The organism is Paenibacillus lactis (genome assembly GCF_017873605.1).
Classification (GTDB): Bacteria; Bacillota; Bacilli; order Paenibacillales; family Paenibacillaceae; genus Paenibacillus_AQ; species Paenibacillus_AQ lactis.
In genome coordinates, this window is sequence record NZ_JAGGKI010000001.1 from 447,582 (window position 1) to 474,530 (window position 26,949).

A 26,949-nucleotide genomic window follows, 5' to 3' on the forward strand; every position below is an offset into this window, starting at 1 on the left:
TATTTGTATTTAAACCGAAATTCATGTACTTAACCGCGGGGCGGGTGTGCAGGCTAGGGTCTATGGGAAAAAAGAAGCCTTGTTTAAGATTCATGCTCGTCCTTGCGCGATGCGATATATGCTTCACCCAGGTGAACTAGTGCTTCAAGGACCGGTTCAAAGCTTCGGCCGTATTCCGTCATCGTGTATTCCACCTTCGGCGGAACCTCAGCATAAACCGTTCTGCTGACGATGCCGCCATGCTCCAGCTCCCTCAGATGGACCGTGAGTACATGCCGCGATACATCCGGGATCGCCCTTTGCAGCTCGCCGAATCTCCGTGTTCCTTGAAACAGCTCATATAAAATGCGGGGCTTCCACTTTCCGCTGATCATCTGCAGGCCGACATCGGCGGGACAGCCGTAAACCTCGTCTTCATAAGGCATGGTGCTCGACAACCTCCTCTGTCATTTTTAGATGACTATGTTATGAATTACTGCGTACTTCCTGCGCAGCTCTTATTTCGATAAGCTGTGACTATAACCATCATAACGAAAGAGGAGATCCAATGAAATCACCGTTTCCAGACAAGCCTGTCCTTCGGCCGGAAGAGATGAATGCGGCTTTTGCCGACGCCTATAATTCAGGAGAGCTTAAACGGCTGCTTGCGCTGTATGAGCCCGGGAGCATTCACGTGCACCCAAGCGGAGCCTTGGAGATCGGTCTCGAGTCCTTCCGTGCGAGCCTCAAGGAGCTGCTTCAGCTTGGAGGCACCATGACCTCAACCAATGTGTACTGTATCCCCTTTGAAAATATGGCGCTTTTGCGTGCGCACTTCACATTGCATTCGACAGGACCGGACCGAGAGCCCTTGCTGCTGCAAGGCCATACCTCGGAAATCGTCAGGCAGCAGCCGGAAGGTCACTGGCTTTACCTTGTCGACCATCCCTTTGGGTCCGGACCGCTGGAGCTTCTCCCAAGCAAATGACATCACTTGAGCGAAAAAGAAGCCGCCCTGACTCGTTAAACGAGCCGAAGACGGCTTTTCGCTGCTGCAACATTCATTCTATTATTCCTTCACGAGTTCCTTCGTGCTGCGCACCGTATCAATCGGCCGCACCAGCTGCTCGATCTGCTCCCGCTGCGGTTCAAGGAACGGCGGCAGCGACAGCTTCTCGCCCAGTGTCTCATACGGCTCGTCGCCCATGAAGCCTGGGCCGTCCGTGGCAAATTCGAACAAAATTTGCGGAGCGACGCGGGCATAGAGCGATTGGAAGAAGTAGCGGTCGACGAAGCCGGAGGTATGGAACTGGAATTGATCCAGCCGTTGAATCCAATGCTCCAGGACCGACCGGTCCTCGACCCGGAAGGCCGCATGGTGGACCGTACCGAATCCCTGCTGGGCCCGTGGAAGCACGGCGTTATACTCGACAATCACTTGGGCGCCATTGCCGCCTTCGCCAACATCGAACAGATGAAGCGAGCCTTCCTTCGCAATCTCCTTGAATTCCAGAACCTTCTCCATCATTTCCTTGAAGTATTCGAAATTCGAGACCCTGACGAAGATCGGTCCAAGTCCGGTAATGGCATATTCCAGCGGAATCGGGCCCTTCTGCCAAGGCGTGCCGGAGGCAATGCCTTCGTTCAATTCATCGGACACAAGCTGATACTGCTGATCGTCGAAGTCGACGAAGGAGAGTCTTTTTCTGCCGAAAAGCTCTTGAATGCCTTGGTGCTTCACCTTCATCCGGTCAAACCGCTTCACCCAGTATTCCAGCGCCGCATCGCTCGGCACGCGGAACGAGGTTCTGTAGATCTCATCGGTTCCGTGCGTGCCCTTCCGGATGCCGGGAAAATCGAAGAACGTCATATCCGTTCCCGGGCTTCCCGTATCATCGGCAAAGAACAAGTGGTACGTCTGGATATCATCCTGATTGACCGTCTTCTTCACAAGGCGCATCCCCAGAACATATGTGAAGAACTCATAGTTCTTCTCGGCGCTGCTGGTTATGGCTGTGACATGATGTATTCCTTTTAATCCATTCATGGTTTCTATTCCTCCATCTCATATGTTAGGCAGTGTGTACAACACGACAACGATTTATTATTTCTAATTCATATATCTTTAATTTAAGATAATTGTAGCACGGATGCGATCTGCCGTCAACATGAACACCGAAACCAATTATATCGTTAAACAAAAAATAGATGACTCCTGCCCATTACCGGTACAGGAATCATCTTGAATCCCTTACCTAGAAACATGCTTATTCTATTTATACAACCCCCGAATTGGTCAGCCTGATCACGGGCAGCAGCTCGATTCTGCGGTTCGTCTCTTCATGATACAGCCAGCCGTCTTGAACGTGATCGACAAACAGGATTCCGTTCAAATGGTCAATCTCATGCTGCATGCACCGGGCCAGATAGCCCTCTCCTTCCAAAATGACCGTCTCGCCCTGCCGATTGAGCGTCTTCACCTTCACGTGGTCCGCCCGCTTCACATATCCGTAGTAGCCCGGATAGGACAGGCACGCCTCGGGCCCTGTCTGCTCCCCGTCCATCTCCACGATTTCAGGGTTGATGAGCTCGATCAGCCCTTCGCCGCAATCCATGACCAGCAATCGGCGCAAAATCCCGATCTGGGGCGCGGCAAGACCAGCGCGGCCTTCCTCATCATACAGCGTCTCCACGAGATCATCCAAAATTTTCAGTGTTCTTTCATTCACCGCTTCAACGGGCCTCGCCGTCTTGCGCAGAATGGGATCGCCAAATGGCACAATCGGTTTTACCGCCATGGTGTTACGCCTCCTTTATCTTTGAAGGTGTCGGTGTATGGACCCATAAGTCGCTCGGCGTACATTCCAGTGCCGTGCACAGGGCATCCAATGTCTCCACCTTCATCTGCTTGGGCCGGTCCGACAGCAAGGCACTGATGGAAGCCGCTGAAAGACGGTAGTCCGCCTTCTCTTGCAGCAGTCTCGCCAAAGCTGCGCCCGACCAGATTCCGCGCTGGGCCATAACGCTTCGCAGCATCCATTCAAGCAAATGCTCCACCTCCCCATCCAACATTCACAAAATATTAGGTATTACCTAATTTTATTAGGCAGCGCCTAATTCGGCAACCCCAAAGTCATCTTACTCCTCACACAAACGGGCTTAGCCATTTAGGAAGCAGTCAGCCAAGGCCGATCTACTGTTCCTGAGCACCTTCGTCAATAGCACAACACGCCTTTTTGATATACACTGAAAGAAACAAGCCGAATACATAAAGTGTGGTGACTCCTTTGTTCAAAATTATGCTGATCGAAGACGATGCGACCCTGTTCCATGAAGTCAAGGAACGTCTGACCCAGTGGTCGTACGACGTATACGGAATCCATGATTTCGGGAGCGTGCTTCAGGAATTTACGGCCGTGCAGCCGGATCTGGTGATCATCGATATTCAGCTTCCGAAATATGACGGCTTTCACTGGTGCCGCATGATTCGTTCCCATTCGAACGTGCCGATTATTTTTCTGTCCTCGCGCGACCATCCGACCGATATGGTCATGTCCATGCAGCTTGGAGCCGATGACTTCATCCAGAAGCCGTTCCACTTCGAGGTTCTTATCGCCAAAATTCAAGCTACGCTCCGCCGTGTGTACAACTACAACACCGAACGCACAGAGCTGAGAACCTGGCGCGGAGCTACGGTTGAATATGTGAAAAACATGGTTACGAGCCCTTCGGGATCCGTGGAATTAACGAAGAACGAGATGTTCATTTTGAAAATGCTGATTGAGCGCAAAAATCAGATCATCAGCCGGGAAGATCTGATCAAGAGCCTATGGGACAACGAGCATTTCGTCAGCGACAACACCTTGACGGTGAACGTGAACCGGCTGCGCAAAAAGCTGGAACCGCTTGGGCTTGACACCTATATTGAAACCAAGGTCGGGCAAGGCTATATGGCAACGGAAGAGGTTCATTCATGATCCGTGCCTATTTGAGAGAACGGCTGAGCTGGATTCTGCTGTTTGTGTGCCTGCAGGTGCTGCTCCTGTTCGTTGCCGCGATCGACAACGCCATTCCCTTCCAGCCGATCCTTTACATCGCCTTCCTGTCCACGCTGGTGTTCATCGTGTTTCTGGCCGTGCGCTACAACCGGGAGACGAGGTTCTACAAGAGCCTGGAGGCGTGGGACGACACTTATGACTTGGCCGCAATCGATCAGCCGGAGCTTCCGTTCGAAACGCTCGCTATGGAGATGCTCACGCTGCAGACTGAACGCTTCAAGCGTGAATCCTCCATGCGCCGCATGGAGATGGAGCAGGAGAAGGACGAAATCATGTCCTGGATTCACGAGGTGAAGACTCCGCTGACCACGATGCAATTAATCATTGAACGCATGGAGGATGAAACGCTTAAGTCCCGGCTCATGTACGAATGGCTCCGCATCCACCTGCTGCTGGATCAACAGCTGCATCAGAAGCGCATCCCGTTCATCGAGAACGATCTGTTTATCGAAACCGCGCTTTTGGAGCCGATCATCCACAATGAAATCCGGGCGCTCAAATCCTGGTGCCTCCAAAAGGGCATCGGCTTTGATGTCTCCCTGGAGGTTACGGAAGTGCTGACCGATGCCAAATGGCTTGGCTTCATGATCCGGCAGCTGCTGACCAATGCCGTCAAATACAGCGAAGCTTCGGACATTATCATTGAAAGCGTCCTGGTCGATGGACATGCACAGCTGACCATTCAGGATTTCGGCCGCGGCATCGATCCGAAGGATTTGCCCCGCATTTTCGACAAGGGCTTCACCTCTACGACCCAGCACCATGACAGCGCGGCAACGGGCATGGGCTTGTATTTGACGCAAAAGGTAGCGGATGCTCTCTTCATCCGCATTCGCGTCGTATCCACGCCCGGAGAAGGGAGTATCTTCACGCTCATCTTCCCGAAGAAGAATGAAATCGTCCATATTACCGGCATGTGACAACAATGTCACATGCTTTTGCGCTTTGTTCGCCGAATCGAAGGAAAAGCCCTGCCTCCTCCTTTATGATAAGGACAACAAGAAAATAACCGGAGGCCGATCGGTGTGATGAATGCTCAGGGCACATCTGCCAGGTTATTTTCCATGGGAGACCAGTTGGGCTTCTTGGAGTGCTGAGCTCTAAAGCCCCCCGGTATCCATACGACAAAGGAGTGAAGAAAAACGTGGCCATTCTTGAAGCACATCAAATCCATAAAAGCTACGGCAACAAATTCAATAAACAGGAAGTTCTGAAGGGCATCGACATCAACGTGGACAAAGGAGAATTCGTCAGCATCATGGGCGCCTCCGGTTCCGGGAAAACCACGCTGCTGAACGTACTGTCCTCTATCGATAAAGTCAGCCTCGGCAGCATCAAAATCGAGGGTAAGGAATTTACCGGCATGAAGGAGAAGGAGCTTGCGGAGTTCCGGAAGCATCACTTGGGCTTTATTTTCCAGGATTACAATCTGCTCGATACCCTGACCGTCAAGGAAAATGTCCTGCTCCCGCTGTCCATCAAGAAGGTATCCAAGAAGGAGGCCGATCAGAAATTCCAGCGGATTGCGACAGAGCTTGGAATCTATGACCTCAAGGATAAATATCCGAACCAAATTTCCGGCGGTCAGAAGCAGCGGACCTCGGCGGCGCGGGCGTTCATCCATGATCCGAGCATTATATTCGCCGATGAACCGACCGGGGCGCTGGATTCCAAATCGGCCTCGGACCTGCTCAACAAGCTGAGCGATTTGAACCAGAAGATCCACTCGACGATCATCATGGTGACCCATGATCCAGGCGCAGCCAGCTACTGCAGCCGGGTCGTCTTTATCAAAGACGGTCAAATCTATACGCAGCTGAACAAGGGCGAGCAGTCGAGACAAGCGTTCTTCAACGATATTATCAAAACCCAAGGCGTGCTGGGCGGTGTGCAGCATGAACATTAATTATCTGATCTACCGTAATTTGAAGAAAAATATTAAAAATTATTATCTGTACGTTTTCGCGCTGATTTTCAGTGTCGGCTTGTACTTCTCCTTCGTTACGCTGCAGTACGATCCATCCATGGATGAAGTGAAGGGCTCGGTGAAAGGAGCCGCCGGACTCGGGGCCGCCTCGGTGCTGCTGGTAGCAATTGTCGCCATCTTCCTGCTCTACGCCAATACGATATTCATCAAACGCCGAAGCAAGGAGATCGGGCTGTTCCAGCTGATCGGGCTCACCAAGGGAAAAATCTTCAGGATCCTGAGCGCGGAAAATCTGATCCTGTATTTCGGCTCGATGGTGATTGGCGTTCTTGCCGGCTTCGCCGCTTCCCGGCTGATCCTGATGATTCTGTTCAAGGTGACCGGCGTCGAAAGCGAGGCCACCCTTAGATTTTCCAGCCAAGCCTTGATCCAGACGGCCATCGTATTCGCCGCCATCTACATTCTGATCATGGTCATGAATTTCACATTCATTAAGGGACAGAGCATCCTGTCGCTCTTCCGGGTCGTATCGACCACCGAGAACCGCGTCCGGAAAATGTCGGTTGGCGAGATGATTCTCGGGCTGCTCGGCGTCGGGCTCATCCTGGTCGGTTACTATGTATCCACCAAGCTGTTCAGCGGTGATTTCACAAACATGAATGAATTGTTTATGGCGATGGTCTTCATTCTTGGGTCGGTCATTATCGGAACCTACCTGTTCTACAAGGGATCGGTCAGCTTTATTTTCAATCTGATCCGCAAGAGCAAGGGCGGGTATCTGTCGGTGAACGAGGTGCTCTCGCTCTCCTCGATCATGTTCCGGATGAAGTCGAACGCCCTGCTGCTCACCATTATCACAACCGTCTCAGCGCTCGCCATCGGGCTGCTGTCGCTAAGCTACATCTCGTATTATTCGGCGGAGAAGTCGGCGCAGCAAAGCGTTCCGAATCATTTTGCCATCGCGGTACAGGACGATCTTGCAGCCTTCACGCATGCGCTTGCGGAGGCGGATATTGAATTCAAGCAGACCGATCGGGACGTGATTCAGGTGGACGTCGACGTCTCCAGGATTATCGGTTCCAGCTTTGAAGAAACGGGACAGACCGGCTCCATGATCATCGGGGTCATCAGTGATGAAGGAATTAAAGACGTGGACCTATCCCCGGAAGAAACGCTGTTTACGGGTTCAAGCGATGCGATCCAGCAGTTCATGTCCATTCAGGCCACAGGACAGATTGAGCTTAGCGGAAGCAAGGAGAGCATTCCGCAACAGCTGATCGGAACGAACAAGGACTCCTACATCTCGGTTAATTTTTCCAACGGCGGCCTGCCGACCGCCATTGTCGACCAAACCGTATTTGAACGGTTAATGCAGGATCTCGATCCCAAGATCCAGAAGGGAACGACTGTCTACCATGGCATCGATATCGTAGATCCAGCGGCCATCAATCAGGCGAACCAAGTATACATGGATCTGGGGATTGGGGAACATCCCGGTAATTTCTCCCAAATCGGGATGATCACGGACCAGAAGATCAACATGGGGCTAATCATGTTTATCGTTGGCTTCCTTGGCCTAACCTTCCTTATTACTTCCGGTTGTATCCTGTACTTTAAGCAGATGGATGAAGGCGAGGAAGAGAAGCCGACCTACACGATTCTGCGTAAGCTCGGGTACACTCAGGGAAATCTGCTCCGGGGCATTCAGTTCAAGCAGCTCTTTAACTTCGGCATTCCGCTGATTGTGGGATTGTCGCACAGCTACTTTGCGGTTAAATCGGGCTGGTTCTTCTTTGGAACCGAACTTTGGACTCCAATGGTTATCGTCATGCTGCTGTACACGGCGCTGTACTCCATCTTCGGCCTGCTGTCCGTGATGTTCTACAAGCGAGTCATTAAAGAGGCGCTTTAAGTAGGGGAACAATATACAAGCAAGTTTGAGGGTTCTTCGAGCGTCTGGGTTTGTTCAAGTTAATAGAATGAAGAAGGTTAGCTAAATCATATAGAAAGCCAGTTTCGGTTGAGCCCGAAGCTGGCTTTATTTTCGCTTGAAGGTTCATTTTTTCAAGTTAAGAATCATTAGAAGCGGAGCGTTCCCCTTTATCCCCTGACTTCAGCAAACGAAATGGGATTAGAGGAAACCCGGGGATAAGAGGGATCGGAAGTACAATCCGCATGTGCAGTGCTGAGAACACCCCTCCTCTAACATTACCAATCCAGCGCCCTGCAGCTCTTCTGCAGCTTGCGGATGTAAACAATCTGGCCGATATGATAAGCATTATGTGTTGCAGCGTTGCTGATGATCTCCCACCACTTGGCCGGCTCCGGAAAACCGCTAACATCCTTCTCCAGGGTATCCGCAGACTCGGACAGCAGCGGCTGCCATCCTAGTAAAACCTCCAGCAGTCGTTTCCTTAGCTCGGCAAACGTCACATGATCCGGAAGGAGAAAGCTGAGATTATTGTCTTCAATTGCAGGCACCGCATCCATACGTTCTTCCCTGTACCGGGTCTGCCACGTTTCATTCCAATAGAGCAGATGCTGAACGATCTCTGCAATGCTGTGACTGTCGTTCGCCGGCGTCCAGAACGCCTCGTCCTCCGTCAGATCCCGGGTGGACTGCTGGAAGGGAATATACCAGCTCGGATCATTCGCACCCGCGAGCAGCTGATTTCTTAACACCTCACTTGCATGCGCCATAAATGCCTCACTCCTCCACGAAAAAATAAATGAGACGCACAGACAATCATTATTCATTGTATAACAGGTCATGTGTGCGGAGATCGGATGAAACGACTATAAACGTTTTTTCCTGAAGAGCTACCACTTAAGCCACAACCCCCTTGTTTACTTTCCTTATGCATCCCGGTTAGGACATGGGGTACAACAGAAAAAGCCTGCAGATCTGCTCCTTACGGAGGTTAATCTACAGGCTTAAGACGGCTCTAAGTGGGCCAGAGAGTGTTTAATGGCGAGCGTCTGGAACTGGAACCTTGTCGTGCCAAATCCAAGGCCAAGGAGCCGTCACCTAAGCTTCTCTGAATACGAATCTTGGTTAGGCAGCCGTTCGGGCAGCCTTCTCTCGGCTTTCTCGTTTCCCGACGAGGAAATAATACAGAATCACCGACAGCGCCAGCAGGACCGCTATGGTCATGTACATGCCCCGGAACCCTGCCAGCGGCGTAAGGAAGCCAAGAAGGAGCGGACCGAACCCGATGCCGACGTCCACAAAAATGTAAAAGGTCGATGTTGCAAGACCGATCCGGTGCGCCGGAGAGCGTTTAATGGCGAGCGCCTGGGAGCTGGACTGTGTCGTGCCGTATCCGAGGCCTACGAACACCGCGGACAGCAGAAGGGTTATTCCATGATGTGCCAGACCGAGCAGCAGGATCCCGATCGCAAAGGATACGATAGCCGGATACATCACAACATTCGCTCCCCGGTGGTCAAACCAGCGTCCGGTAAACGGCCGGGACAGAATCACCACGATCGCATACACGATGAAGAAGTAGGTTGCCGCTTCCACCAGCCCGATTTCCCCCGCAAAGATCTTCAGGTACGACAAAATGCTCGAATATCCAAAGCCCATCACAAAGCTTATGATCGAAATCGGAAGCGCCTTGAGCTCAATGAAGTTGGATAGCCGGAAGCCCTTCATCTCCCGTGCCTGTTCGGCGGTGAGCACCAGCTTCGGAATGCGCATGAATAACGAGGATACCAATGAGAGCACGCCCAGGATTGCACAAAGGACAAAATTGCCTGTCATGGAGGCATGCTCCAGAATCATAAGTCCGATGAAAGGGCCGATTGCCGATGCAATGATGATGCTGACACCATAATAACCTGTCCCTTCACCCCTTCTCGAGTTTGGAATCAAGCTCGCGGCAATCGTGCCGGTCGCGGTAGAGGCCAGCGCGAAGGCCAGGCCGTGGAGGAAACGGACGATGAGCAGCACCGCTAAGCTGTTAATGATGAAATACAAACCGATTAAGACGCTGAATGAGACCAATCCGGTCAACAGCAGCGGTCTTCGTCCGACCCTCTCGATAATGCTGCCTCCGATCAGCCGCCCGATCAGCGCCCCCACCACGAAGATACTGGAAGCAAAGCCGGCCATTCCAGTCGATGCATGGAATTCCTCAGCTGCATAAGTGGGCATAATAACAACCAATAGATAAAAACAAAGAAAGAGCAGGAAATTGACGCCGAACACAATCAAAAAGTCCTTGCTCCATAAACGATCTTGGGAGTTTTCTTGCTGCAAGTTAATCACCTTTTCTTATAATGTTATCCCTGACTGTCTCCATGACACGGATGACGCTGGCTTGTTCCTCAGCGGAGACACCTTCCATAATCTCCATCTCGTAGTCATCGAATAATTGACGAATCTGCAACGCGACATCGATGCCCTTACTTGATAAACGGATTCGCTTCTCCCGCTTGTCCGATGCCGGGATCTGCTCCACATAACCCAACTTGATCAATGCGTTCACCGTTCTAGTCACCGTGGGCTTCTCTACATACAAAACTTTGGACAATTCCACCAAGGTCATCGATTGGTTCGCGTCCAGATAATACATGATCGACCACTGGGCATAATACAGCCCAAAAACCTCGAGCCGCCGGTTCAGTTCATTGACGAACGGGCGGTACAGTCTGAAGTACTGCTGAAAAAAATGTCGGTGGGTGCTCATGGGGAAACCTCCATCCAATTGGTTACTCAAGGTAACTATTTGATTATAGAGTAGTGTTCCGAAAATGTCCAGACATAATGTCTGGTATTCTGATCCTTTTACTCGACGATGCATCAGTTCACCTAACAATGCCCATCGACCGTTTTTCAACACAGGTTATTCAGAATATATTCAGATTCATATGATTTAATTGGTATATTCCATCCGTCTTCTAGACAGATATTACAGGATTTGTGTGGTGAGGATGAATTGACGTTATCGGAAATACAACAAGAAGCGCTGGAACAGGCCAAGAAGCATGGGAGACTTGTCCGCTGGAAGAAAGGCGGATACTGGACGTATGAGGGTGTCTTGACGAAGGCAAGCGGTGATTCGCCATCTGTACCCAACTTGGAATGGTATTGCCGAACCAATACGATTTTCGCGCTTGTTAGGCGCGGGTACATTACAATGGATAATTGGAGCAGCTGTTCGCTCGTACAGAAAAATGATTGAATCCAAGCACCTGACTTGAAATGGCTTCCCTTAAAGCTGGAAGCACCATATCTTTAAGCAAATAACCCCAGAAGGTCGAGAATCGACATCCGGGGTTCTATTTTTTATGGAGGACTTATTACTCATGGCTTGGTTTATTTAACTTTGCGCACTTTCTATTGATCTCTTCCTCATGGCTTTTTAATTCCATGTAACGGACAATCAGCTTATCGAACGACTGCGAAAGTGCGACAACATCTTGATGTACGAATTCAAGACTGCCGGCCATTCGCTCAAGTTCCCTCCTGAGATATTCGAGCTCGTCGGATACATGCTTCAGTTCGTTCTCTATAGAAACCATCACATCCACCCACCCCCATCGTAGCAAGTGATTTATGACAGCTGCCAACGTTTTTGCGGCAAACCTTCTCAAACAGAGAGTTGATCGCTCATTCCTAAACGAACAAACCGTTAAAGCATGCTCCTCTTCATGAAATGTTGAAGGCTACCCGATTCAGTTTCTGCAGCGGCGTCAGGTCAGCAGGGTTATCTAAAATAAACAGTTCCCTATTCAATCGTTGTCGCATGGCGGATCAGAGGTTTCCGTCGTATTCGGCCAATTGCAGGGATCGTGGTTGCATATGAGCGTCCACAACAGCCTCTGCAGCTTCGCGTCACCACCCTTTCGATGGGTTTGCGATAGATTGTACGAATTATGAATTAGTTTAAATTTTAACTATCTGTCATCAGTGGCTTGCCTATAATTATAAAATTTTACTTTAATAAATAAAATACCCATAATTGGGTAATTAGTGCTTGTGTATTGCCTATATCTTCATGTAAATTTTCTTAGGAATGCCCCTTTATGATTGACTCTCGTTTTGGCGTATATCTTTTTGATGAAAGTACGGACCGTGCTTTGACTGATTCCATAAATATCCGCAATTTCAGGCACGTTTTTATTTTCCAGCCATTCGTAGGCGATTTCTTTCTCGCGGTTTGTTAATTCATATTGGTCAAAGAGTGAGTAGGTCAGCTCTTTTTGTAGCATGGGATCCTTTTGGGGTAACTTTTCTTCAATATTTTTGGCCAGATGTTCAATGAGGGGCAGTACAAATGTAACCTCGTGAAAGTAATGAAAACAGAGGCTGAGGTAGCCTATAATAACATGATTTATTCGTATTGGCGTGCAAACGCAGGACAGCTCTGCAAACAATTTATTGCTGTGCTCGGCGCCGATTACGACTGAGACCGATTGATTTTCCATGGATAACGCAATGGCATTGATTCCCGCCTTGTTCATAGCAGAAGATGTTCCGATTTTCAAATGATTTCTTTCAAAATAACCTTTTAACAGCTCCGTCCCGCAATAATCGATAACGGTTCCCTCTGGGTCCGCAATCACAAATAAATAAGGTATAGACAGCAAATCGTTCATATTCCTGGTTTCCTCTTGCAACAGATACAGGATTTCTTTTCGCTCGATCAGCCTTTCTTTAATTTCAGAGATGCTGAGGATATTAGGAAAATGATCGTTTACTTTCAGCAATGTTCTTTGGCCCATTATTTTCCCTTCTTCCTTGTTAAGAATAAGTGATTAATAATGAAATCGATCTCCTATTTATCGCCGCTGTGAAGATTCGGTAGCTCTTAGCGAAAAATAAAAAACCTCCATCCATGAAGATTACCATAGCAAAATAGGACGGAGGCTTCCGTCGTATTCGGCAACTGGCTGGCATCACGTATCTTAGCAGATTCGCATTAGCCCCTATAGCTTTGCGTCGCCACTTTTCAGTGGGTTTGCTATTATCGTACGAAACGATTCGATTGGTTTGCTGTCAAAGACGCTGCCGCATGAATATTCCTTGTTATCCGCTGAGAGTCGAACTGCTGTAGTTATACCGCGCTGCGGGAAATCATGTTCCGCATCATTCACCTCCTTTCAGGCAATTGACCGTAACTTTTAAGGAACAGGCAGTTACTGCAGGAGCCTCCCTATAAAAATTTGTGAACAACAAATAGCCTCCGTCAGCTTGTAGACATAGGTAGTAACTAGCAAGAAGTGACGGAGGCTTCCGTCGTATTCGGCAACTGGCTGGCATCGCGGTTCTATGCAGAACCCCATTAGCCCCTATAGCTTTGCGTCGCCACTTTTCAGTGGGTTTGCGATTATCGTACGAACGATTCAATTGTCGAAAGATACAACATATAGTTCTGAATGAATGACCTAATCAAACTATAACTTACATTGTTTTTCATTGAATATAGGCTTCATGACTCAAATTCCCGACAATTTCCTGCTGGATTTTGTAATTTTTTGTCACAAAGTAACTAGCAGAGCGTGTAATATGTCAAAATAACCAGCTTCTCCATGATTTAAAAAAGCTTTGCCGCTTCGGCTGCCCGCCGAAGGCCTTCCTCAATGATTTCCTCGCTTCGATCCCGGAATTGATTATGCCCCTCAATGATAATCGTAGTAATGTCGGTAATCCCGAACACGTTGAGATGATTTTTTACGAAGCTGACCGCCATCTCGGATGGATCGCCCTCCGCATAGATCCCGCCTCTAGCATTCAGCAGTGCTGCTTTTTTGTCACCCAACAGACCGACCAAGCCCTGCTCCGTATATTTGAACGTTTTACGCGGATGATGCATGTAGTCCAGGTAGGCATGCAGCACTGCAGGAACCGTCAGATTCCAGAGCGGGAAGGCAAACACCAATTTGTCGGCGGCAAGAAATTGCTCCAAGTGCCGGTTGACGATGTCCCGAACGGCCTGCTCTTCCTCCGAAAGCTCCATGCCCATGGCTGACTTGAAATTCCCGCTAATCATAATGTCGTCCAGAAGGGGAATGCGTTCCTGATACAGGTCGACCTCAACCACCGCATCATTCGGATGTGCCTCGCGGTAGCTATTGAAAAATGCGTCGTATAATCTGCTTGTGACGGCCCCTTGGCGGTTGTTGGCTTTAATGAATAAAGTGGTTGTCATTAGAATCTCCTCCTATATTTCCTATTTGTAATGAATGGACTCGAAAGCATGCGATATCAGCTTCCCGCCGCTCTTATATGACCGTGCTCCGTTTTCCCGAACCGTAGGGAATAGAACATCAGCATGGCGAGCAGCAGCCCGGCTAGCACCAAATAAATATTGCTGTAAACCTGCCCCTCGGCATAGGCATACAAGGGGTTCCACGATACCTCGGAGCGGATATCGAGCATTGTTCCGTACACACCGGAAGCGATCCCCGCCGAAATAAAATTCAGCATCTGCATCAATCCCATCCCGATGCCGGCTTGCTCTTTCGCTAAGCTAAGGGAGACGGAGTTGGATAGTGCAATCATCCCGAACGTCTGCCCGACATTACCTAGAATCAGGAAGAGAGCAACCGCGACGGCTGAAATGGCGGAGAACGTGGATAAGAGTACAAAGCAAGCGACCAACATAATCATGGCGGTTAGAAACAGATCCGTGTTCCCTTTGGCATCGGCCAGCTTTCCCCCTGTCTTCCCGAGCAGAGCGGAGGCCGCGGCGGCCGGCACCATGACAAATCCGATCCAACCTGGAGGCAGCGCATGAATCTCTGCCAGCAGCAACGGGCTTAGAAAATGCAGCGCAAAGGCCGCGCCGCTGAACAGAAACATGATGACAAGCCTAACCGAATACTCTTGATTCCGGAACAAAACCGGGCTCACGAACGGGACGGATGCACGATGAATCCGGACAATGAACAACGCGGCTACCAGCAGTCCGGCTAGCGGAAGCCACCAGATTCCGTTCGTTATTCCCAGCAGCAGACAAGTGATCGCGACAGCCAGCAGGCCGCCTCCCAGCAGGTCGAATGATCCTGGAAACTGAGGGTCTTCGTCCTTCAGATATTTCCGGTAAAAAGGAAGCGTGATGAGAATCAGCAAAGGGATGCTGAACAGCCAGCGCCAATGAGCAAAGCCGGCCACTAGCGAGGACACCACCGGCCCAAGCGCGCTGCCGATGGACAATCCAATAAAGGCTGTCGCCATGGCTGCTCCTCTTCGCTCCGGCGGGAAGTAGCGAATCGGTATAAGCGTTGCCGCCGCCGGTATCGCCGCCGCGCCGATCGCCTGAAGGCATCTTGCGGCAAGGACCATCCAGAATGCCTGGGAGACGAGGCCGACCAGAGAGCCGGCCGCGAACAGCAGCAGACCGAATGACAGCAAATTTTTGAGCTGGTAGCGTTCCGTCAGCTTCCCGTACAGAACCGTGCCGATCCCGTACAGCAGGGAATACGAGGAAGTTACCCAGCTAACCTGAGCGGTGCTCAAGCTGAATTCCTCCCGCATGTCCGGCAGGACAAAGTTAAACATCAATCCGCTCATAGCGGACAGACACAGCGTGAACATGAGGACACGCATCAGCTTCCGAGTCTCCATTAAAGCTTCACCCTCCTTGTGAGTAGAAAATTTTAAACAGCGAGATTAGCATGTCTGTCAGTACTTACTGACGTATGCTTTGAAAAAAACTAGGGGGTTAACGCCCTAGCAAAAATCCGCACACTCTCCTCAATAAAGTCATCCAGCGTTACGGAAGGAAATATCTCCTTGGAATCCAGCTCGTTCATGAACGCGCCAAAGTTCATCATCATAAACGAGATCGCCCGCAGCTCGGGATCTCCGGCAACCAGCTTCCCCTTCTCCGTCATGATCGTAAAATATTTCGTCAACACGTCCAGAAACTGCTTCGGATGCTTGCTGGTCATCTCTCGAAGTCCCGGGAGATGATCACTCTCCTTGATGCTGATCGTGATCAGCTTGCGGTTCCGGATCATCAAGTCATGGTACGTCCGGCTGATCAGAATCAGATCCGCAGTAAGCTCTCCCGTGAGCTTCTCCGCGAAAAGCTTCGTCATTTCTTGACCGTAATGATAGCGTTCGAACGCCATCTCCAGGAGATTTCGCTTGCTGCCGAACTTTCGGAATAGAGTCTTCTCGCTGAGCCCGGCTGCCGAGGCAATCTCCTGCGTCGTGACGCCGTTGTAGCCCTTCCGGGATATCAGATCGATTGCGGCCTGCAGCAGCTTGTCGTCACTGCTTATATGTTGATCTCTACTCATGAAAGTCCCCCCTTCCTACATGAATGTCAGTACTGACTGTCATTCGATGGACTTATCATATTTTACATTGTCTGATTTGTCAAACGGAATTTTAATTGGATTTGCTTGCTTACTCCGCCGGCTCGCCGGCCGCTTCCCACCGGTCGATCTCGGAACGAACCCGAGGCGCAACCTCCGTACCGAGCAGCTCGATCGCCCTCATGACCTCTTCATGCGGCATCGAGCCGACCGGCACGTGCAGCATAAACCGGGTAATACCCACATGCTTGCGAAGATGGATGATCTTCTGAGCGACCGTCTCCGGATCGCCTACATAGAGGGCTCCCTCGAAGCTGCGTGCAGCATCGAAACGGGCGCGATCATAGTAACCCCAGCCGCGCTCCCGGCCGAGCACGTTCATGGCCGCCTGGGTGGAGGGAAAGAACTTATCCGCGGCAAGCTCCGTATCCTCCGCGATAAATCCATGGGAATGCGAGGCGACCGGAAGCTTCGATACATCATGCCCTGCATGGGCGGCCGCTTCTTTATACAGCTTCACGAGCGGGGCGAACTGCAGCGGGCTCCCGCCAATGATCGCCAGCACGAGCGGCAGGCCGAGCAGGCCGGCCCGGACGACGGATTCGGAGTTGCCGCCGCTGCCGATCCATACGGGCAGGGGGTTCTGCACAGGACGCGGATATACGCCCAGATTATGGATGGCCGGGCGATGCCGGCCCTCCCAGGTCACCCGCTCCGACTCCCGAATTTTTAACAACAGCTCCAGCTTCTCTTCAAACAGCTCATCGTAATCATGAAGATCATAGCCGAACAAAGGAAAGGATTCGATGAATGAGCCCCGCCCGGCCATGATTTCCGCGCGTCCGTTCGAAATCGCGTCCAGCGTGGCGAAGTCCTGGAATACCCGTACCGGATCCGCTGATGACAGCACCGTCACCGCGCTTGTCAGCCGGATCCACTTGGTCCGGGAGGCAGCAGCCGCAAGCACGACCGCAGGGGACGAGGCCGCATAATCTTGGCGATGATGCTCGCCTACTCCATATACATCCAAGCCGACCTGGTCGGCCAGCACAATTTCCTCCACGACCTCGCGCAGCCTTTGGGCGTGGCTGATCAATTCGCCGGTGTGAACGTCCGGCACGGTTTCAACAAACGAGCTAATTCCGATTTCCATCATCGGTTCCTCCTAGTAACGTATCGTTATGTGTATGTTTCACAGACGCTATATTTTCTTTAGTTAATATATCTTTATATTGAACGTTTACGCATCTTTTTTCAAGTGGAAAAACGTCAGGGCTGCAGCCTAAGGTTATCGGCATCAACAGATTCAAAAAAAAGACCGGCACTTCTCCCGAAGGCCGGTCTCTCCCTATGCGGTTTATTTCTTGGCAAGCAAGTATTCCTCGAGGCGGTCCCAAGTTTGCGTAATGCCTTCCTCCATGCCCATTTCGAGCACCTTCTTAAGCTCATCCGCGGATTGATATACGGTCCGGGAGACGATCTTCGTTCTTCCGTCCAGCTCCTCGAATGTCATCGTTGTTGTGGACGCTGGAAGTTCCTCGGAAGTATTGCCTTCGGCATCGGAGAAATAATCGGTGTAAACGATTTTGGTAGGCTTCTCAATCTCATGGTAGACCGATTTCCCCCATGACTCCATGCCATAAAATTCTCCTTGATTCTTATCCATGCACGTCATGCAATAATGCCATGAACCGCCGGGACGAAAATCCATGTTCGACACGGTTGTCTCCCAGCCACGCGGACCCCACCAGTGCTTCAGATGCTCCCCGTCCGAGAACACCTCGAATACGAGCTCTCGCGGCGCGTCGAATACACGCTCCAACACAATTACAGGTCCTTCCACTCGGGTAATCATTTTGCTTGTCATCATCATTTCCTCCTCAAGTTTAAGTTAGGCTATGGGTCCTTCTTCTCGCCCGATTGCAATTTCTTCAAGTATGCGTCCAAGCTGTCAAAACGTTCATTCCATATTCTGCGGTAATCATTCAGCCATGCATCCAGCTCTTGAAAGGGCTCCGAGCGAAGCATGTAGTTTCGCCTGTTCGCTTCCGCCTGAACCTCTACCAATCCGGCCTCCAGCAGCACCTTCAGATGCTTCGAAGCCTGAGGCTGGCGAATCTGCAGACGTTCGGCGATATCACCCACCGTCATCGGACCTCCGAGGAGCAGCTCTACAATCGCAAGACGGCTCGGCTCGGCTAATGCACTAAATATCGCTTGCTTCATTCCTGGTGGTGACGGTTATAGAACCGAAGCTTCGGGGAATACGGCTTTTGTCTACTGTCTATTCCAGCCACCAACATCACCTCGATGCGTTTATTTGATTATGCCGTGTTCTTGAATTGAATATACCACACTAGGAATATTCCTGTAAAGGAATATTTATTTTGTTCACATCACTTATGCATTCAGCCGCTATATTCGCCTTCCTTCCCCCCCGCTTCTCCATTCCATTAACATCGGTCACACCTGCATGGGCTTCTGCATAGCATATGATGAAAATCATAAATCACCATTCGTATAGGATTGTACAAACCAACGAATGTATCTGCTGCCTATACGGATGCAAGCTTGCAGAGGGCCGGTAGCCAAGCGGTGGCCACTGCCGTTTGCAGACTCTTGCAAGCCGTGCATGGCAGCATGAATCCCATGAAGGAGTGAAGTTATATGGCATTTTTGCCGCCGCAAGGACCACCAGAACTGCAAGGACCCCAAGGACCGCCTGGGCCGCCAGGACTGTTGGGACCACCGGGACTGCAAGGAATGCAGCAAGGACCGACATCCCCTCCTCCCCAGTTCATTCCCCAGAACCCCGCCGCAACTTCCGTCACCGGAGCTGGCCCTTCAACCTTTGCGGTTGATCCCGGCGCCATTCGGGGCTGTCTGTTCCGGTTCACGTTTATATGGCCTAGACGCGGGAGGGGCTTTTGGTTCTTCCCAACGTTCGTAGGACGTACTTCTGTAGCAGGTTTCCGGTGGACCGGAAGCACCTGGGTATTCTCGGGCTTTGATTTAAGAAGAATCGAGTCCTTTACTTGCTTTTAATAGTCCGGATCCGACATAGTATCCGCGACTGGCGATGATCATGCCGAAACATGGAATAATTGCCTGAATCAAAAAAAGGGATTGCTGTTCTTCGGCAGCACTCCCTTCCCCAAGCCAATTCCAAAGAGCAACGTACACCGGCTTACACAACCGTTTAGCGGTGTCGAAACGACCGTACCCTCCCCGTACAACGATTGGACAAGCTCTTCTCTCCAAATAATAACTTGATTATATTTCATCATCGTTAAATAATATGTAGCAGGCCTGCTTAAACCGATTATAAAGATTGGGATTATCAATATATTAGAAGCAGCAGAAAGGTTGACAGAACACAATGGCATTATCCCAGCAGCTTAGTAACAGCAATCCATCCATTAAACAACCGTTTCCCGTGTCCATTCTATCGCTTACGGTCGGCGCGTTTGCGATTGGCATGACGGAGTTCGTCATCATGGGAATTCTACCGAATGTCGCCGCAGATCTAAACGTCAGCATCGCGATGGCGGGCCAGCTGATCACGATGTACGCTTTGGGGGTTGCCGTCGGCGCTCCCATCCTGACGATTCTTACGCATAAAATTCCGCAGAAGAAGCTCCTTCTTCTGCTAATGGGACTATTCATATTCGGCAACGGAATCTCCGTGTTTGCACCGAATTATGCCGTTCTCATGGGCGCCCGGATGCTGACGGCGTTAACGCACGGCACCTTCTTCGGGGTCGGCGCGGTGATCGCCTCCGGCCTCGTTCGCCCGGACAAACGGGCTGGCGCCGTCTCCATTATGATGGCCGGCTTGACGATCGCCAATATAATCGGCGTCCCGCTCGGTACCTTCATCGGTCAACAGATGGGCTGGCGCGCCTCCTTCGGCGCAATTGCCATCATGGGCGTCCTTGCGCTGGTCGGCATCCTGATCTTCATTCCGCAGATTCGCCAGGAGCAGTCTTCAGGCATTGTCCAGCAGGTGAAGGAGCTTTTGAAGCCCAAGCTGACGCTGTTTCTGCTCATTGGCGCGCTCGGCAATGCCGGCCTGTTCGCGGTGTTTACCTACATCGCTTCCCTGCTGATCGAGATTACGGGATACGCGGAGGCAAGCGTCACGTGGATCCTCATTTTATTCGGCTGCGGCGTTACGCTGGGCAACATCGTTGGCGGGAAGCTGGCCGATTGGAAGCTCATGCCTTCGATCCTAAGCATCTATTTCGCGACCGCCGTCATCCTGGCGATCCTGACGTTCACCATTCACCAGCCGATATTGGCTGTGGTAACCATTGTGCTGTGGGGAGCGGCCTCATTCGCCGTCATGCCCGGCCTGCAAATTCGGGTGATGAACTTGGCGCAGGGAGCGCCAGCGCTCGCCTCAACCTCCTCCCATTCCGCCGGCAACTTGGGGAATGCGGCCGGGGCTTTCATCGGAGGGCTTGTCATCACGCATCTAAGCCTGAACGCCCTGCCTTGGGTAGGGGCCATTCTGGCGGGAATCGCCTTCTTATTGGGCCTCGCCTGCTATATCTCCGAGCGCAAGACCGGGGATGCAGCCGTGAAGGCATGAGACGAGGTATGCCAGAATAGTTAATGATGTGCTTCCTGGCTTTTTCTTGAAGATAGACCATATCTAAAATTCCGAGGAGGTCCTCCATGCCGCGACTTATGAAGTTCAGCCTCATATTCGCAGCCATTGCAGCTGTACTCTATGTCATGATCTATGATTTCGGATTCCCCAAATTTCCGTATGAGATCCGAATGAGCTATCCTGCCGTACAGTACACTGCGGAAGATCCCTCCTCTGCCGTTCCTACGACCATCGAAATTGAGGGAACTTATTATCGCCGGTTGTTCCAAGAGCCGCTGTTCGACGGATCGATTCGGGTCCCTCTGTATGACTTCACGATGAGCTCTGATCCTGATACTGAGTATCCGCTGTATCGTTATGACCGCATATACGAAGACCCGCAGGGAAGCAGCAATGACACCTATATCTCCTTCTTGAATTATCCATCGTACACGTTCAAATCGAATGGCGCGATTGATAGCGTAACGATCGAGACGCTCGGTCAGCTATACATGAAGGACCGCTTTCAGCAAGTATTGATTCAAGTCACCCGCGATCCGGACGTAGACGCGAATCCATGGTTCATCGTCGCTCCGGCAGCGACCATCGAGGAGGCCGAGCAGCTGCGGAAACACATACTTCCCTAGGCTCTGTTCATAGGCGGCATACTTATCGTCAAGCCTGCTGAAGATCACCCGGCCTTTTACTCATAAATCGCTCCAACCATTGAATGTCCATGGCAAAAAGCCCCGGATTCCCTATAATTAAGGAATCCGGGGCTTTTCAATTTCAACTCGGCGCTTCCCTGCTTAAGCTTAGGATCGGTTTTCCAGCTCAATCTTCAGCGCCTCATAGTGCTCCATCAGCTCGCCCATAATCGGATGCTCGCCCGCAATGCCCGTATACTTGGACGCCGTATCGCTTGGTCCGATCTCGCGAACGGAGCGCTGCAGCTCAGCGCTTTCCGGGTCCTCAGGCACGTCGAACAGCAGCGCGGCCGCCATCGATTTGGCCAGGCTTTTGTATGCCAGTCCGCTTTCGAAGGCCAGCATGGCCGGGGACACGAGACGGTCCCCGGGCGACAGCTTCCGGATCGGGGAGCGTCCTACGCGCACCACCTCATCGGTAAGAGCCGGGTTGCGGAAACGGTCCAGAATGGTTGCAATGTATGCCTGATGCTCCGCCGGATTGAAGCCGTGCTTGTGGATCAGCGCCGCGCCGGTCTCATCCAGGACGGCACGGACATGCTTCGCCACCTCATCGTCCTTCACCGCATCCTGAATCGTCTCGTATCCTTTCAGGAAACCGATGTAGGCAGCGGAGCAGTGCCCGGTATTCACCGTGAACAGCTTGCGTTCAATGTACGGCTCCAGCCGGTCCACATAATGCACGCCCTCGACCGGCTTGAAGCCATCCAGCATCTGCGAACGGTCCACTGCCCACTCATAGAAAGGCTCGACAACCACCTTGAGCCGGTCCTCATGCTGCTGGAGCGGTACAATCCGGTCAACGGCCGCATCCGGGAACGCAATGCTGGAATCCGCCTTCCGTCTCGTCTCCTCATCCAGCAGGCCATAGACATGCTCTTTCAGCTGGGTGCTGCCGCCGATGGCATTCTCGCAAGCGATAATGTGAAGCGGAGCAGCCTCCCCCTGCAGCCGGAGCTTTAGTCCTTCCGCAATCGTAGGCGCGATAAACTTCAAAATATTGACGCCTACCGCCGTTGTCACAATATCGGCTTCCGCAACTGCCCGCGCAGCCGCTTCGGGCTCCGAGGCGCTGTTCAGCGCAGTGATGCCCTTGACCACCGTCGTCTCCTGACCTTCGCTGGCAAGCGTCACCGGATACTCCCCGCGTGCTTTCAGCTCGGATACCAGCTCTTCGTTCACATCGACGAAGCAAACCTCGTAGCCTGCTTGAGACAGAAGAAGTCCGATAAACCCGCGCCCGATGTTGCCTGCTCCGAAATGGACCGCCTTCATGCGCCCATTCCCCCTTCGAAGATGGCGAGGATCTCCTCCTCCGTCGAAGCGTTCATAACCTTCTCAATGCTCTCGTCATCGGTGAAGATCATCGCTACATTCGTCAAAATCTCCATATGGTCGCCGCCGGCAGCCGCAATGCCGATAACGATGAAGGCCGGCTCGTCGCCGCCAAAATCAACGCCCTCCGGGAAGCGAACGATGGACAGGCCCGTAGAAGCGACCATGCCCTTGGCTTCTTTCGTGCCATGAGGTATGGCGAGGCCGCCGCCCATGTACGTGGAGGCGATCTCTTCGCGCTCCAGCATTTTGTCCACATAGTCCTCCGACACATGGCCCGCCTTCACCAGCAGGTTGCCTGCCATGCGAATCGCTTCGCTCTTGCTGCTCGCCTGAGCGTTCAAAATCACTTTTTCTTTCGACAGTATGTTGGTCATCGTTAATCTCCCTCTTTCTATAGTCTATGTTCGATTTGTCCGTGTACTTATGGTCTATGATTCAAAAAATGCTGCAGCTCCTCCGCCAAGAAGGAGCGTATCTCTTCTTCGCTGCCCTGCTCCATCAGCTCGATCAGCTCGGAGCCGAGCAGCATCGCGCTAATCTCGCTCAGCACCTCCAGACTCTCCTTCGGGAGCTGCTTCGGGGCGAGCATCAGCAGGATGACGTCGGCCTCCAGCCCCTCTTCGAGCGGAACGGGCTCCGCCAAACGGAAGAGCGTGATTGAAGGCTTCGCAATGTGCCGGCTCCGGGTATGGAACAGCGCGAGCCTCGTCTCGGGGATGAGCTGCGTGCCCATCCGTTCCCGCTCAAGCAGGCGGTTCACCACGCTCCCCGGATCATGTACCGCCTCCAACGCATGCATGCGCGATAACGCGTCTGTCAGCGTTCCTTCCAGATCCGCCGGAGCATTATCCAGGCGGTATACATGGAAGCCGTCTAACAGCGCCACGATTTCGTTCATGAGCGCGGCCTGCATCCGCAATCGCTCGAAGGATGCGGCCTTGCGCTCATCTTGCCCTGCGGCAGCAGCGCCTCCGCTGCCCCCTGCCGGCTTTGTCGCCGCGCGCTGGAGGAAATGGAGCAGACGCTCCTTATCATCTGCCGTAAGCAGCGGGCTCAGCCGGATGTATTTATCTTTTGAAAGGGGCAGGTCAATCGTGGAAATAATCAGATCATACTGCTCCTCCGGCATCCGCGCCGCTTCATACCATGACGCGTTGCCGAGAACCTCGATCTGAGGCATCTCCTTGCGCAGCCGGGTTCCAAGAAGCCTGGATGAGCTTAGCCCGCTTGAGCAGACGAGAATCGCCCTCACAGGCTGCTCCGGCTGATTCAGCCGTTCAATGGATGCGCCGAAATGCATGACGAGAAAGCCGATCTCTTCATCAGGCACATCCAGCCCGTTTCGGATTTCATCCACCGCCTGACGGACGATGCCGAACAGCTCCTCGTAATCCTTGCGGATCGGACTCAGCAGCGGATTACGGATGCGGGTGCCCTCCCGGAGCCGCTTCATTGCGGCACCCAGATGCTCCACCAATCCGGCCCGAAGCGTCCGGTCCTCTTGAAAATCCAGCCCTGTCCGCTTCGCCACCGCTTCGGTCAACCGGTGCGCAATCTCCACCATTTCGACATCGGAATGGGCGAGCTCGATAATCTCCGACATTTCGCCCGCTGCGTCAAACAATTTTGCGATATAAACAACCTCTGCGTCGGAGAGCCTTAGGTCCAGCGTATTTTCCAGCCGGACGGCAAAGCTTCTTGCGTCAGCCAGCATCGCTTTTGCGCTTCCTGCCTCCTCGGGCCGGATGGATTCAATCGGACGCCCCTGCCGAATTCGGCTTACGGTGACCGATAGAGCGATCAGCATCCGTGTGTAGGCTTCTTCGGTTAAGCTCTCCGTCCAGCTCCAGCCCATATCCCATAGGGCTCTTTCAACGTCCAGAAGGACAGGCTTGTCGATCATGGACAGCAGGCGGGCGATGGCGGGATGACTGTAGTCTTCGTAGCCGTCTCCGACCAGATCGGAGTAATCCACATGCTCATCGGCCAGCCTGCAGATTGCCCACCGCTTGCCGCTCTCCGCCCCTTCGATCTCGACGCCATATCCCCTGCGCCGGATCAGCGACAGTCCGAACCGCTTCATCCACGGCTCGACCTCATCCAGATCATTGCTGATGGTCGGAACCGTGACCTTCAAGCTGTGGGCCAAGGCAAACAGCTTAACCGGCTCCTCGGCTTCCAGCAGCGCGCAGAGCAGAAGGATTTTCCGCTCTTCCCCGGAGTAATCTGCGGGCTTGCCTGCGATCAGCCGTGCCCGAAGGCTTGCTTCGGCCCCGGGCGCCTTGCTCTCCAGCCGGATGCCCGTTCCCGACTTTTTGTAAAGCAGTACCCCCGCACCCTGTAGATGCTCCTCAACGGCTTCCAGCTCCCGATGGACCGTTCTGACGCTGACCCCGATCTCAGACGCGATCTCTGCAGCCGTCATGCCCTCCGGTCTGTCGAGCAAGAGCAGAAGCAGCTGGCGCTGCCGGGCAGTTATAGGTTCCAGATCCATGCCTCCCTTCTGCACGAAATGGAGACAACGCCGGCGTATAGGCGCCAGCGTGTCATATCGTTACTGCAATATTAATCTTTCAGACGTTCCACAAGCTCATCATATCTCGGGCTCTTCAGGAAGTTGTCGATCGAGATATGCTCCGCATTCGGATTTTTGGCGATGGCCCGTTCCGTCAGCGTCTTCTGCGTGATGACGATATCCGCATCGTCCGGAATTTCGCTGACCGCCGAGTTCACGACGGTAATGTTCACGCCGGCCTGCTGCAGCTTCTTCCGGAGGACGGAAGCGCCCATCGCGCTCGAGCCCATGCCTGCGTCGCAAGCGAATACGATTTTGTTGATATTCGTCTTATCCGCGTTAGCGACAGCAGCTGCGGCAGGAGCGACTTGATCATTCATGCCGCCTGTCTTCATCGCCTTCATTTTCGCAGAGGCTTCTTCCAGGTTCGGCTCCTCTTCACCCTTCTTACCCGTTTTGAGCAGCACTGCCGCAACGAGGAAGGATGCGATCGTCGCCGTGATGACACCGGACAGGACGGCCAGCAGCCCGCCTTTAGGCGCCATGGCAAAGTAAGCGAAGATGCTTCCCGGCGATGCTGGGCCTACAAGTCCAGCACCAAACAGCTGGAAGGTGAACGTTCCGACTACGCCGCCCGCGATGGCAGCGAGAATCAGTACCGGCTTCATCAGAATGTACGGGAAATAAATCTCATGAATCCCGCCCAGGAAGTGAATAACGACTGCGCCCGGTGCGGAAGCCTTCGCGGATCCGCGTCCTACAAGCCAATAAGCCAGCAGGATGCCGAGGCCCGGGCCGGGATTGGATTCAAGCATATACAGCACGGACTGACCGATCCGGGCCGATTCCTCGGTTGCAATCGGGCTCAATATCCCGTGGTTGATCGCATTGTTAAGGAACAGGATTTTCGCCGGTTCAATAATAATGTTGACCAGCGGCAGCAAATTGGCATTGACCAGCACGTCGACGCCCGCGGACAGTGCCTTGGTAACCCCCTGAATCAACGGTCCGATGCCGGTATAGGCGATAAGAGCAAGCACTCCGCCAATAATACCGAGCGAGAAGTTGTTGACCAGCATTTCGAAGCCGGATTTGATCTTGCCGTCGATCAGTTTGTCGAATTGCTTCAGCACCCACGCTGCGAGCGGTCCGACGATCATGGCTCCTAGGAACATCGGAATGTCCGATCCGACAATAACCCCGACTGTAGCGACTGCACCGATGACGGCCCCCCGTTTGTCGTGGACCATCTGCCCGCCGGTGTAACCGATCAAGAGTGGCAGCAAGTAGCTGATCATTGGACCGACCAGCTTGCCGAGCGTTTCGTTCGGGAACCAGCCGGTCGGGATGAATAAGGCCGTAATCAAGCCCCAAGCGATAAATGCGCCGATGTTCGGCATGACCATACCGCTCAGGAGACGGCCGAGCTGTTGAATTTTGACGCGTATGCCTCCGCCGGATGCGTTGGCCTTCGTCTCAGTGGACATGATGCGATACCTCCAGTCCTTATTTTGAAATATATAAAAAAATCGGTTGTGTCATGAACCATGTCTGAC

Annotated in this window: 27 protein-coding genes and 2 riboswitches; of the genes, 8 read left to right on the top strand and 19 right to left on the bottom strand. The window is 52.3% G+C overall.

Annotation, left to right across the window (positions count from 1 at the left end; genetic code table 11):
- Positions 1-83: 83 nt before the first annotated feature.
- Positions 84-425, bottom strand: a complete 342-nt coding sequence (locus J2Z18_RS01785; protein WP_007129011.1) for a winged helix-turn-helix transcriptional regulator — start codon at positions 423-425, stop codon at positions 84-86.
- Positions 426-547: 122 nt separating this feature from the next.
- Between J2Z18_RS01785 and J2Z18_RS01790 the strand changes: the two genes are divergently transcribed.
- Positions 548-967 (top strand): YybH family protein, encoded by a 420-nt coding sequence (locus J2Z18_RS01790; RefSeq protein ID WP_007129012.1) that lies wholly within the window; start codon positions 548-550, stop codon positions 965-967.
- 81 nt (positions 968-1,048) lie between these two features.
- Here J2Z18_RS01790 and J2Z18_RS01795 read toward each other — a convergent pair whose 3' ends face one another.
- The 3 genes from J2Z18_RS01795 to J2Z18_RS01805 form a co-directional block, all read right to left on the bottom strand.
- Positions 1,049-2,026 (bottom strand): ring-cleaving dioxygenase, encoded by a 978-nt coding sequence (locus tag J2Z18_RS01795; protein ID WP_007129013.1) that lies wholly within the window; start codon positions 2,024-2,026, stop codon positions 1,049-1,051.
- Positions 2,027-2,255: 229 nt separating this feature from the next.
- Complete coding sequence (gene def, locus J2Z18_RS01800) at positions 2,256-2,777, bottom strand: peptide deformylase (RefSeq protein WP_007129014.1); 522 nt, start codon at positions 2,775-2,777, stop codon at positions 2,256-2,258.
- A 4-nt stretch (positions 2,778-2,781) separates the two neighbouring features.
- Positions 2,782-3,027, bottom strand: a complete 246-nt coding sequence (locus tag J2Z18_RS01805; RefSeq protein ID WP_007129015.1) for a helix-turn-helix domain-containing protein — start codon at positions 3,025-3,027, stop codon at positions 2,782-2,784.
- Positions 3,028-3,266: 239 nt separating this feature from the next.
- Between J2Z18_RS01805 and J2Z18_RS01810 the strand changes: the two genes are divergently transcribed.
- The 4 genes from J2Z18_RS01810 (at position 3,267) to J2Z18_RS01825 (ending at position 7,876) form a co-directional block, all read left to right on the top strand.
- Positions 3,267-3,956, top strand: coding sequence for a response regulator transcription factor (locus tag J2Z18_RS01810; protein ID WP_040738326.1), 690 nt, complete (start codon positions 3,267-3,269; stop codon positions 3,954-3,956).
- A complete protein-coding gene (locus tag J2Z18_RS01815) occupies positions 3,953-4,957 on the top strand; it encodes a sensor histidine kinase (protein WP_007129017.1) in 1,005 nt (334 codons plus the stop codon). Before J2Z18_RS01810 ends, J2Z18_RS01815 begins: the two co-directional genes overlap by 4 nt.
- Positions 4,958-5,181: 224 nt before the next feature.
- Positions 5,182-5,943 carry an ABC transporter ATP-binding protein gene (locus tag J2Z18_RS01820; RefSeq protein ID WP_007129018.1) on the top strand — a complete coding sequence of 254 codons (762 nt, stop codon included), beginning with the start codon at positions 5,182-5,184 and terminating at the stop codon, positions 5,941-5,943.
- Positions 5,933-7,876 (top strand): FtsX-like permease family protein, encoded by a 1,944-nt coding sequence (locus J2Z18_RS01825; RefSeq protein WP_007129019.1) that lies wholly within the window; start codon positions 5,933-5,935, stop codon positions 7,874-7,876. The genes J2Z18_RS01820 and J2Z18_RS01825 overlap by 11 nt, the downstream gene beginning before the upstream one ends.
- A gap of 296 nt (positions 7,877-8,172) precedes the next feature.
- Here the strand turns inward: J2Z18_RS01825 and J2Z18_RS01830 are convergent, their stop codons facing one another.
- The 3 genes from J2Z18_RS01830 to J2Z18_RS01840 all read right to left on the bottom strand — a co-directional run bounded on the left by J2Z18_RS01830 (position 8,173) and on the right by J2Z18_RS01840 (position 10,658).
- Positions 8,173-8,664: a DinB family protein gene (locus tag J2Z18_RS01830; protein ID WP_007129020.1), complete on the bottom strand. Its 492-nt coding sequence runs from the start codon at positions 8,662-8,664 to the stop codon at positions 8,173-8,175.
- A 355-nt stretch (positions 8,665-9,019) separates the two neighbouring features.
- Entirely contained in the window at positions 9,020-10,237 is a 1,218-nt protein-coding gene (locus J2Z18_RS01835; protein ID WP_100085199.1) for an MFS transporter, read from the bottom strand.
- Positions 10,230-10,658 carry a MarR family winged helix-turn-helix transcriptional regulator gene (locus J2Z18_RS01840; protein WP_007129022.1) on the bottom strand — a complete coding sequence of 143 codons (429 nt, stop codon included), beginning with the start codon at positions 10,656-10,658 and terminating at the stop codon, positions 10,230-10,232. The genes J2Z18_RS01835 and J2Z18_RS01840 overlap by 8 nt, the downstream gene beginning before the upstream one ends.
- Before the next feature lie 249 nt (positions 10,659-10,907).
- Here J2Z18_RS01840 and J2Z18_RS01845 point away from each other — a divergent pair, with 249 nt between their 5' ends.
- Positions 10,908-11,153, top strand: coding sequence for a hypothetical protein (locus J2Z18_RS01845; RefSeq protein ID WP_007129023.1), 246 nt, complete (start codon positions 10,908-10,910; stop codon positions 11,151-11,153).
- Between the two features lie 118 nt (positions 11,154-11,271).
- Here J2Z18_RS01845 and J2Z18_RS01850 read toward each other — a convergent pair whose 3' ends face one another.
- The 8 genes from J2Z18_RS01850 to J2Z18_RS01885 form a co-directional block, all read right to left on the bottom strand.
- Complete coding sequence (locus J2Z18_RS01850; RefSeq protein WP_007129024.1) at positions 11,272-11,493, bottom strand: aspartyl-phosphate phosphatase Spo0E family protein; 222 nt, start codon at positions 11,491-11,493, stop codon at positions 11,272-11,274.
- A 474-nt stretch (positions 11,494-11,967) separates the two neighbouring features.
- Entirely contained in the window at positions 11,968-12,696 is a 729-nt protein-coding gene (locus J2Z18_RS01855) for a helix-turn-helix transcriptional regulator (protein WP_007129025.1), read from the bottom strand.
- Between the two features lie 156 nt (positions 12,697-12,852).
- Positions 12,853-12,947: riboswitch (cyclic di-GMP riboswitch) on the bottom strand.
- A 268-nt stretch (positions 12,948-13,215) separates the two neighbouring features.
- Positions 13,216-13,310: riboswitch (cyclic di-GMP riboswitch) on the bottom strand.
- Between the two features lie 198 nt (positions 13,311-13,508).
- Positions 13,509-14,123, bottom strand: a complete 615-nt coding sequence (locus tag J2Z18_RS01860; RefSeq protein ID WP_007129026.1) for an FMN-dependent NADH-azoreductase — start codon at positions 14,121-14,123, stop codon at positions 13,509-13,511.
- Between the two features lie 56 nt (positions 14,124-14,179).
- Complete coding sequence (locus tag J2Z18_RS01865) at positions 14,180-15,541, bottom strand: MFS transporter (RefSeq protein WP_007129027.1); 1,362 nt, start codon at positions 15,539-15,541, stop codon at positions 14,180-14,182.
- 89 nt (positions 15,542-15,630) lie between these two features.
- Positions 15,631-16,221, bottom strand: a complete 591-nt coding sequence (locus J2Z18_RS01870; RefSeq protein ID WP_007129028.1) for a TetR/AcrR family transcriptional regulator — start codon at positions 16,219-16,221, stop codon at positions 15,631-15,633.
- A 109-nt stretch (positions 16,222-16,330) separates the two neighbouring features.
- Positions 16,331-17,392 (bottom strand): LLM class flavin-dependent oxidoreductase, encoded by a 1,062-nt coding sequence (locus J2Z18_RS01875; protein WP_040738327.1) that lies wholly within the window; start codon positions 17,390-17,392, stop codon positions 16,331-16,333.
- Positions 17,393-17,596: 204 nt separating this feature from the next.
- A complete protein-coding gene (locus J2Z18_RS01880; protein WP_007129030.1) occupies positions 17,597-18,109 on the bottom strand; it encodes an SRPBCC domain-containing protein in 513 nt (170 codons plus the stop codon).
- 26 nt (positions 18,110-18,135) lie between these two features.
- Positions 18,136-18,465, bottom strand: coding sequence for an ArsR/SmtB family transcription factor (locus tag J2Z18_RS01885; RefSeq protein ID WP_040738328.1), 330 nt, complete (start codon positions 18,463-18,465; stop codon positions 18,136-18,138).
- 1,153 nt (positions 18,466-19,618) lie between these two features.
- Here J2Z18_RS01885 and J2Z18_RS01890 point away from each other — a divergent pair.
- Positions 19,619-20,833, top strand: a complete 1,215-nt coding sequence (locus J2Z18_RS01890; protein ID WP_007129033.1) for an MFS transporter — start codon at positions 19,619-19,621, stop codon at positions 20,831-20,833.
- 86 nt (positions 20,834-20,919) lie between these two features.
- Positions 20,920-21,480, top strand: a complete 561-nt coding sequence (locus tag J2Z18_RS01895) for a hypothetical protein (RefSeq protein WP_007129034.1) — start codon at positions 20,920-20,922, stop codon at positions 21,478-21,480.
- A gap of 168 nt (positions 21,481-21,648) precedes the next feature.
- Here the strand turns inward: J2Z18_RS01895 and J2Z18_RS01900 are convergent, their stop codons facing one another.
- From J2Z18_RS01900 to J2Z18_RS01915, 4 genes are all read right to left on the bottom strand, one after another.
- Positions 21,649-22,815: a mannitol-1-phosphate 5-dehydrogenase gene (locus tag J2Z18_RS01900; protein WP_007129035.1), complete on the bottom strand. Its 1,167-nt coding sequence runs from the start codon at positions 22,813-22,815 to the stop codon at positions 21,649-21,651.
- Positions 22,812-23,252: a PTS mannitol transporter subunit IIA gene (locus J2Z18_RS01905; RefSeq protein WP_007129036.1), complete on the bottom strand. Its 441-nt coding sequence runs from the start codon at positions 23,250-23,252 to the stop codon at positions 22,812-22,814. Before J2Z18_RS01905 ends, J2Z18_RS01900 begins: the two co-directional genes overlap by 4 nt.
- A gap of 47 nt (positions 23,253-23,299) precedes the next feature.
- The gene (locus J2Z18_RS01910; RefSeq protein WP_007129037.1) at positions 23,300-25,372 is read right to left on the bottom strand and encodes a BglG family transcription antiterminator; all 2,073 of its coding nucleotides are present in this window, start codon (positions 25,370-25,372) and stop codon (positions 23,300-23,302) included.
- A 71-nt stretch (positions 25,373-25,443) separates the two neighbouring features.
- Positions 25,444-26,880: a PTS mannitol transporter subunit IIBC gene (locus J2Z18_RS01915; RefSeq protein WP_007129038.1), complete on the bottom strand. Its 1,437-nt coding sequence runs from the start codon at positions 26,878-26,880 to the stop codon at positions 25,444-25,446.
- Positions 26,881-26,949: the final 69 nt, after the last annotated feature.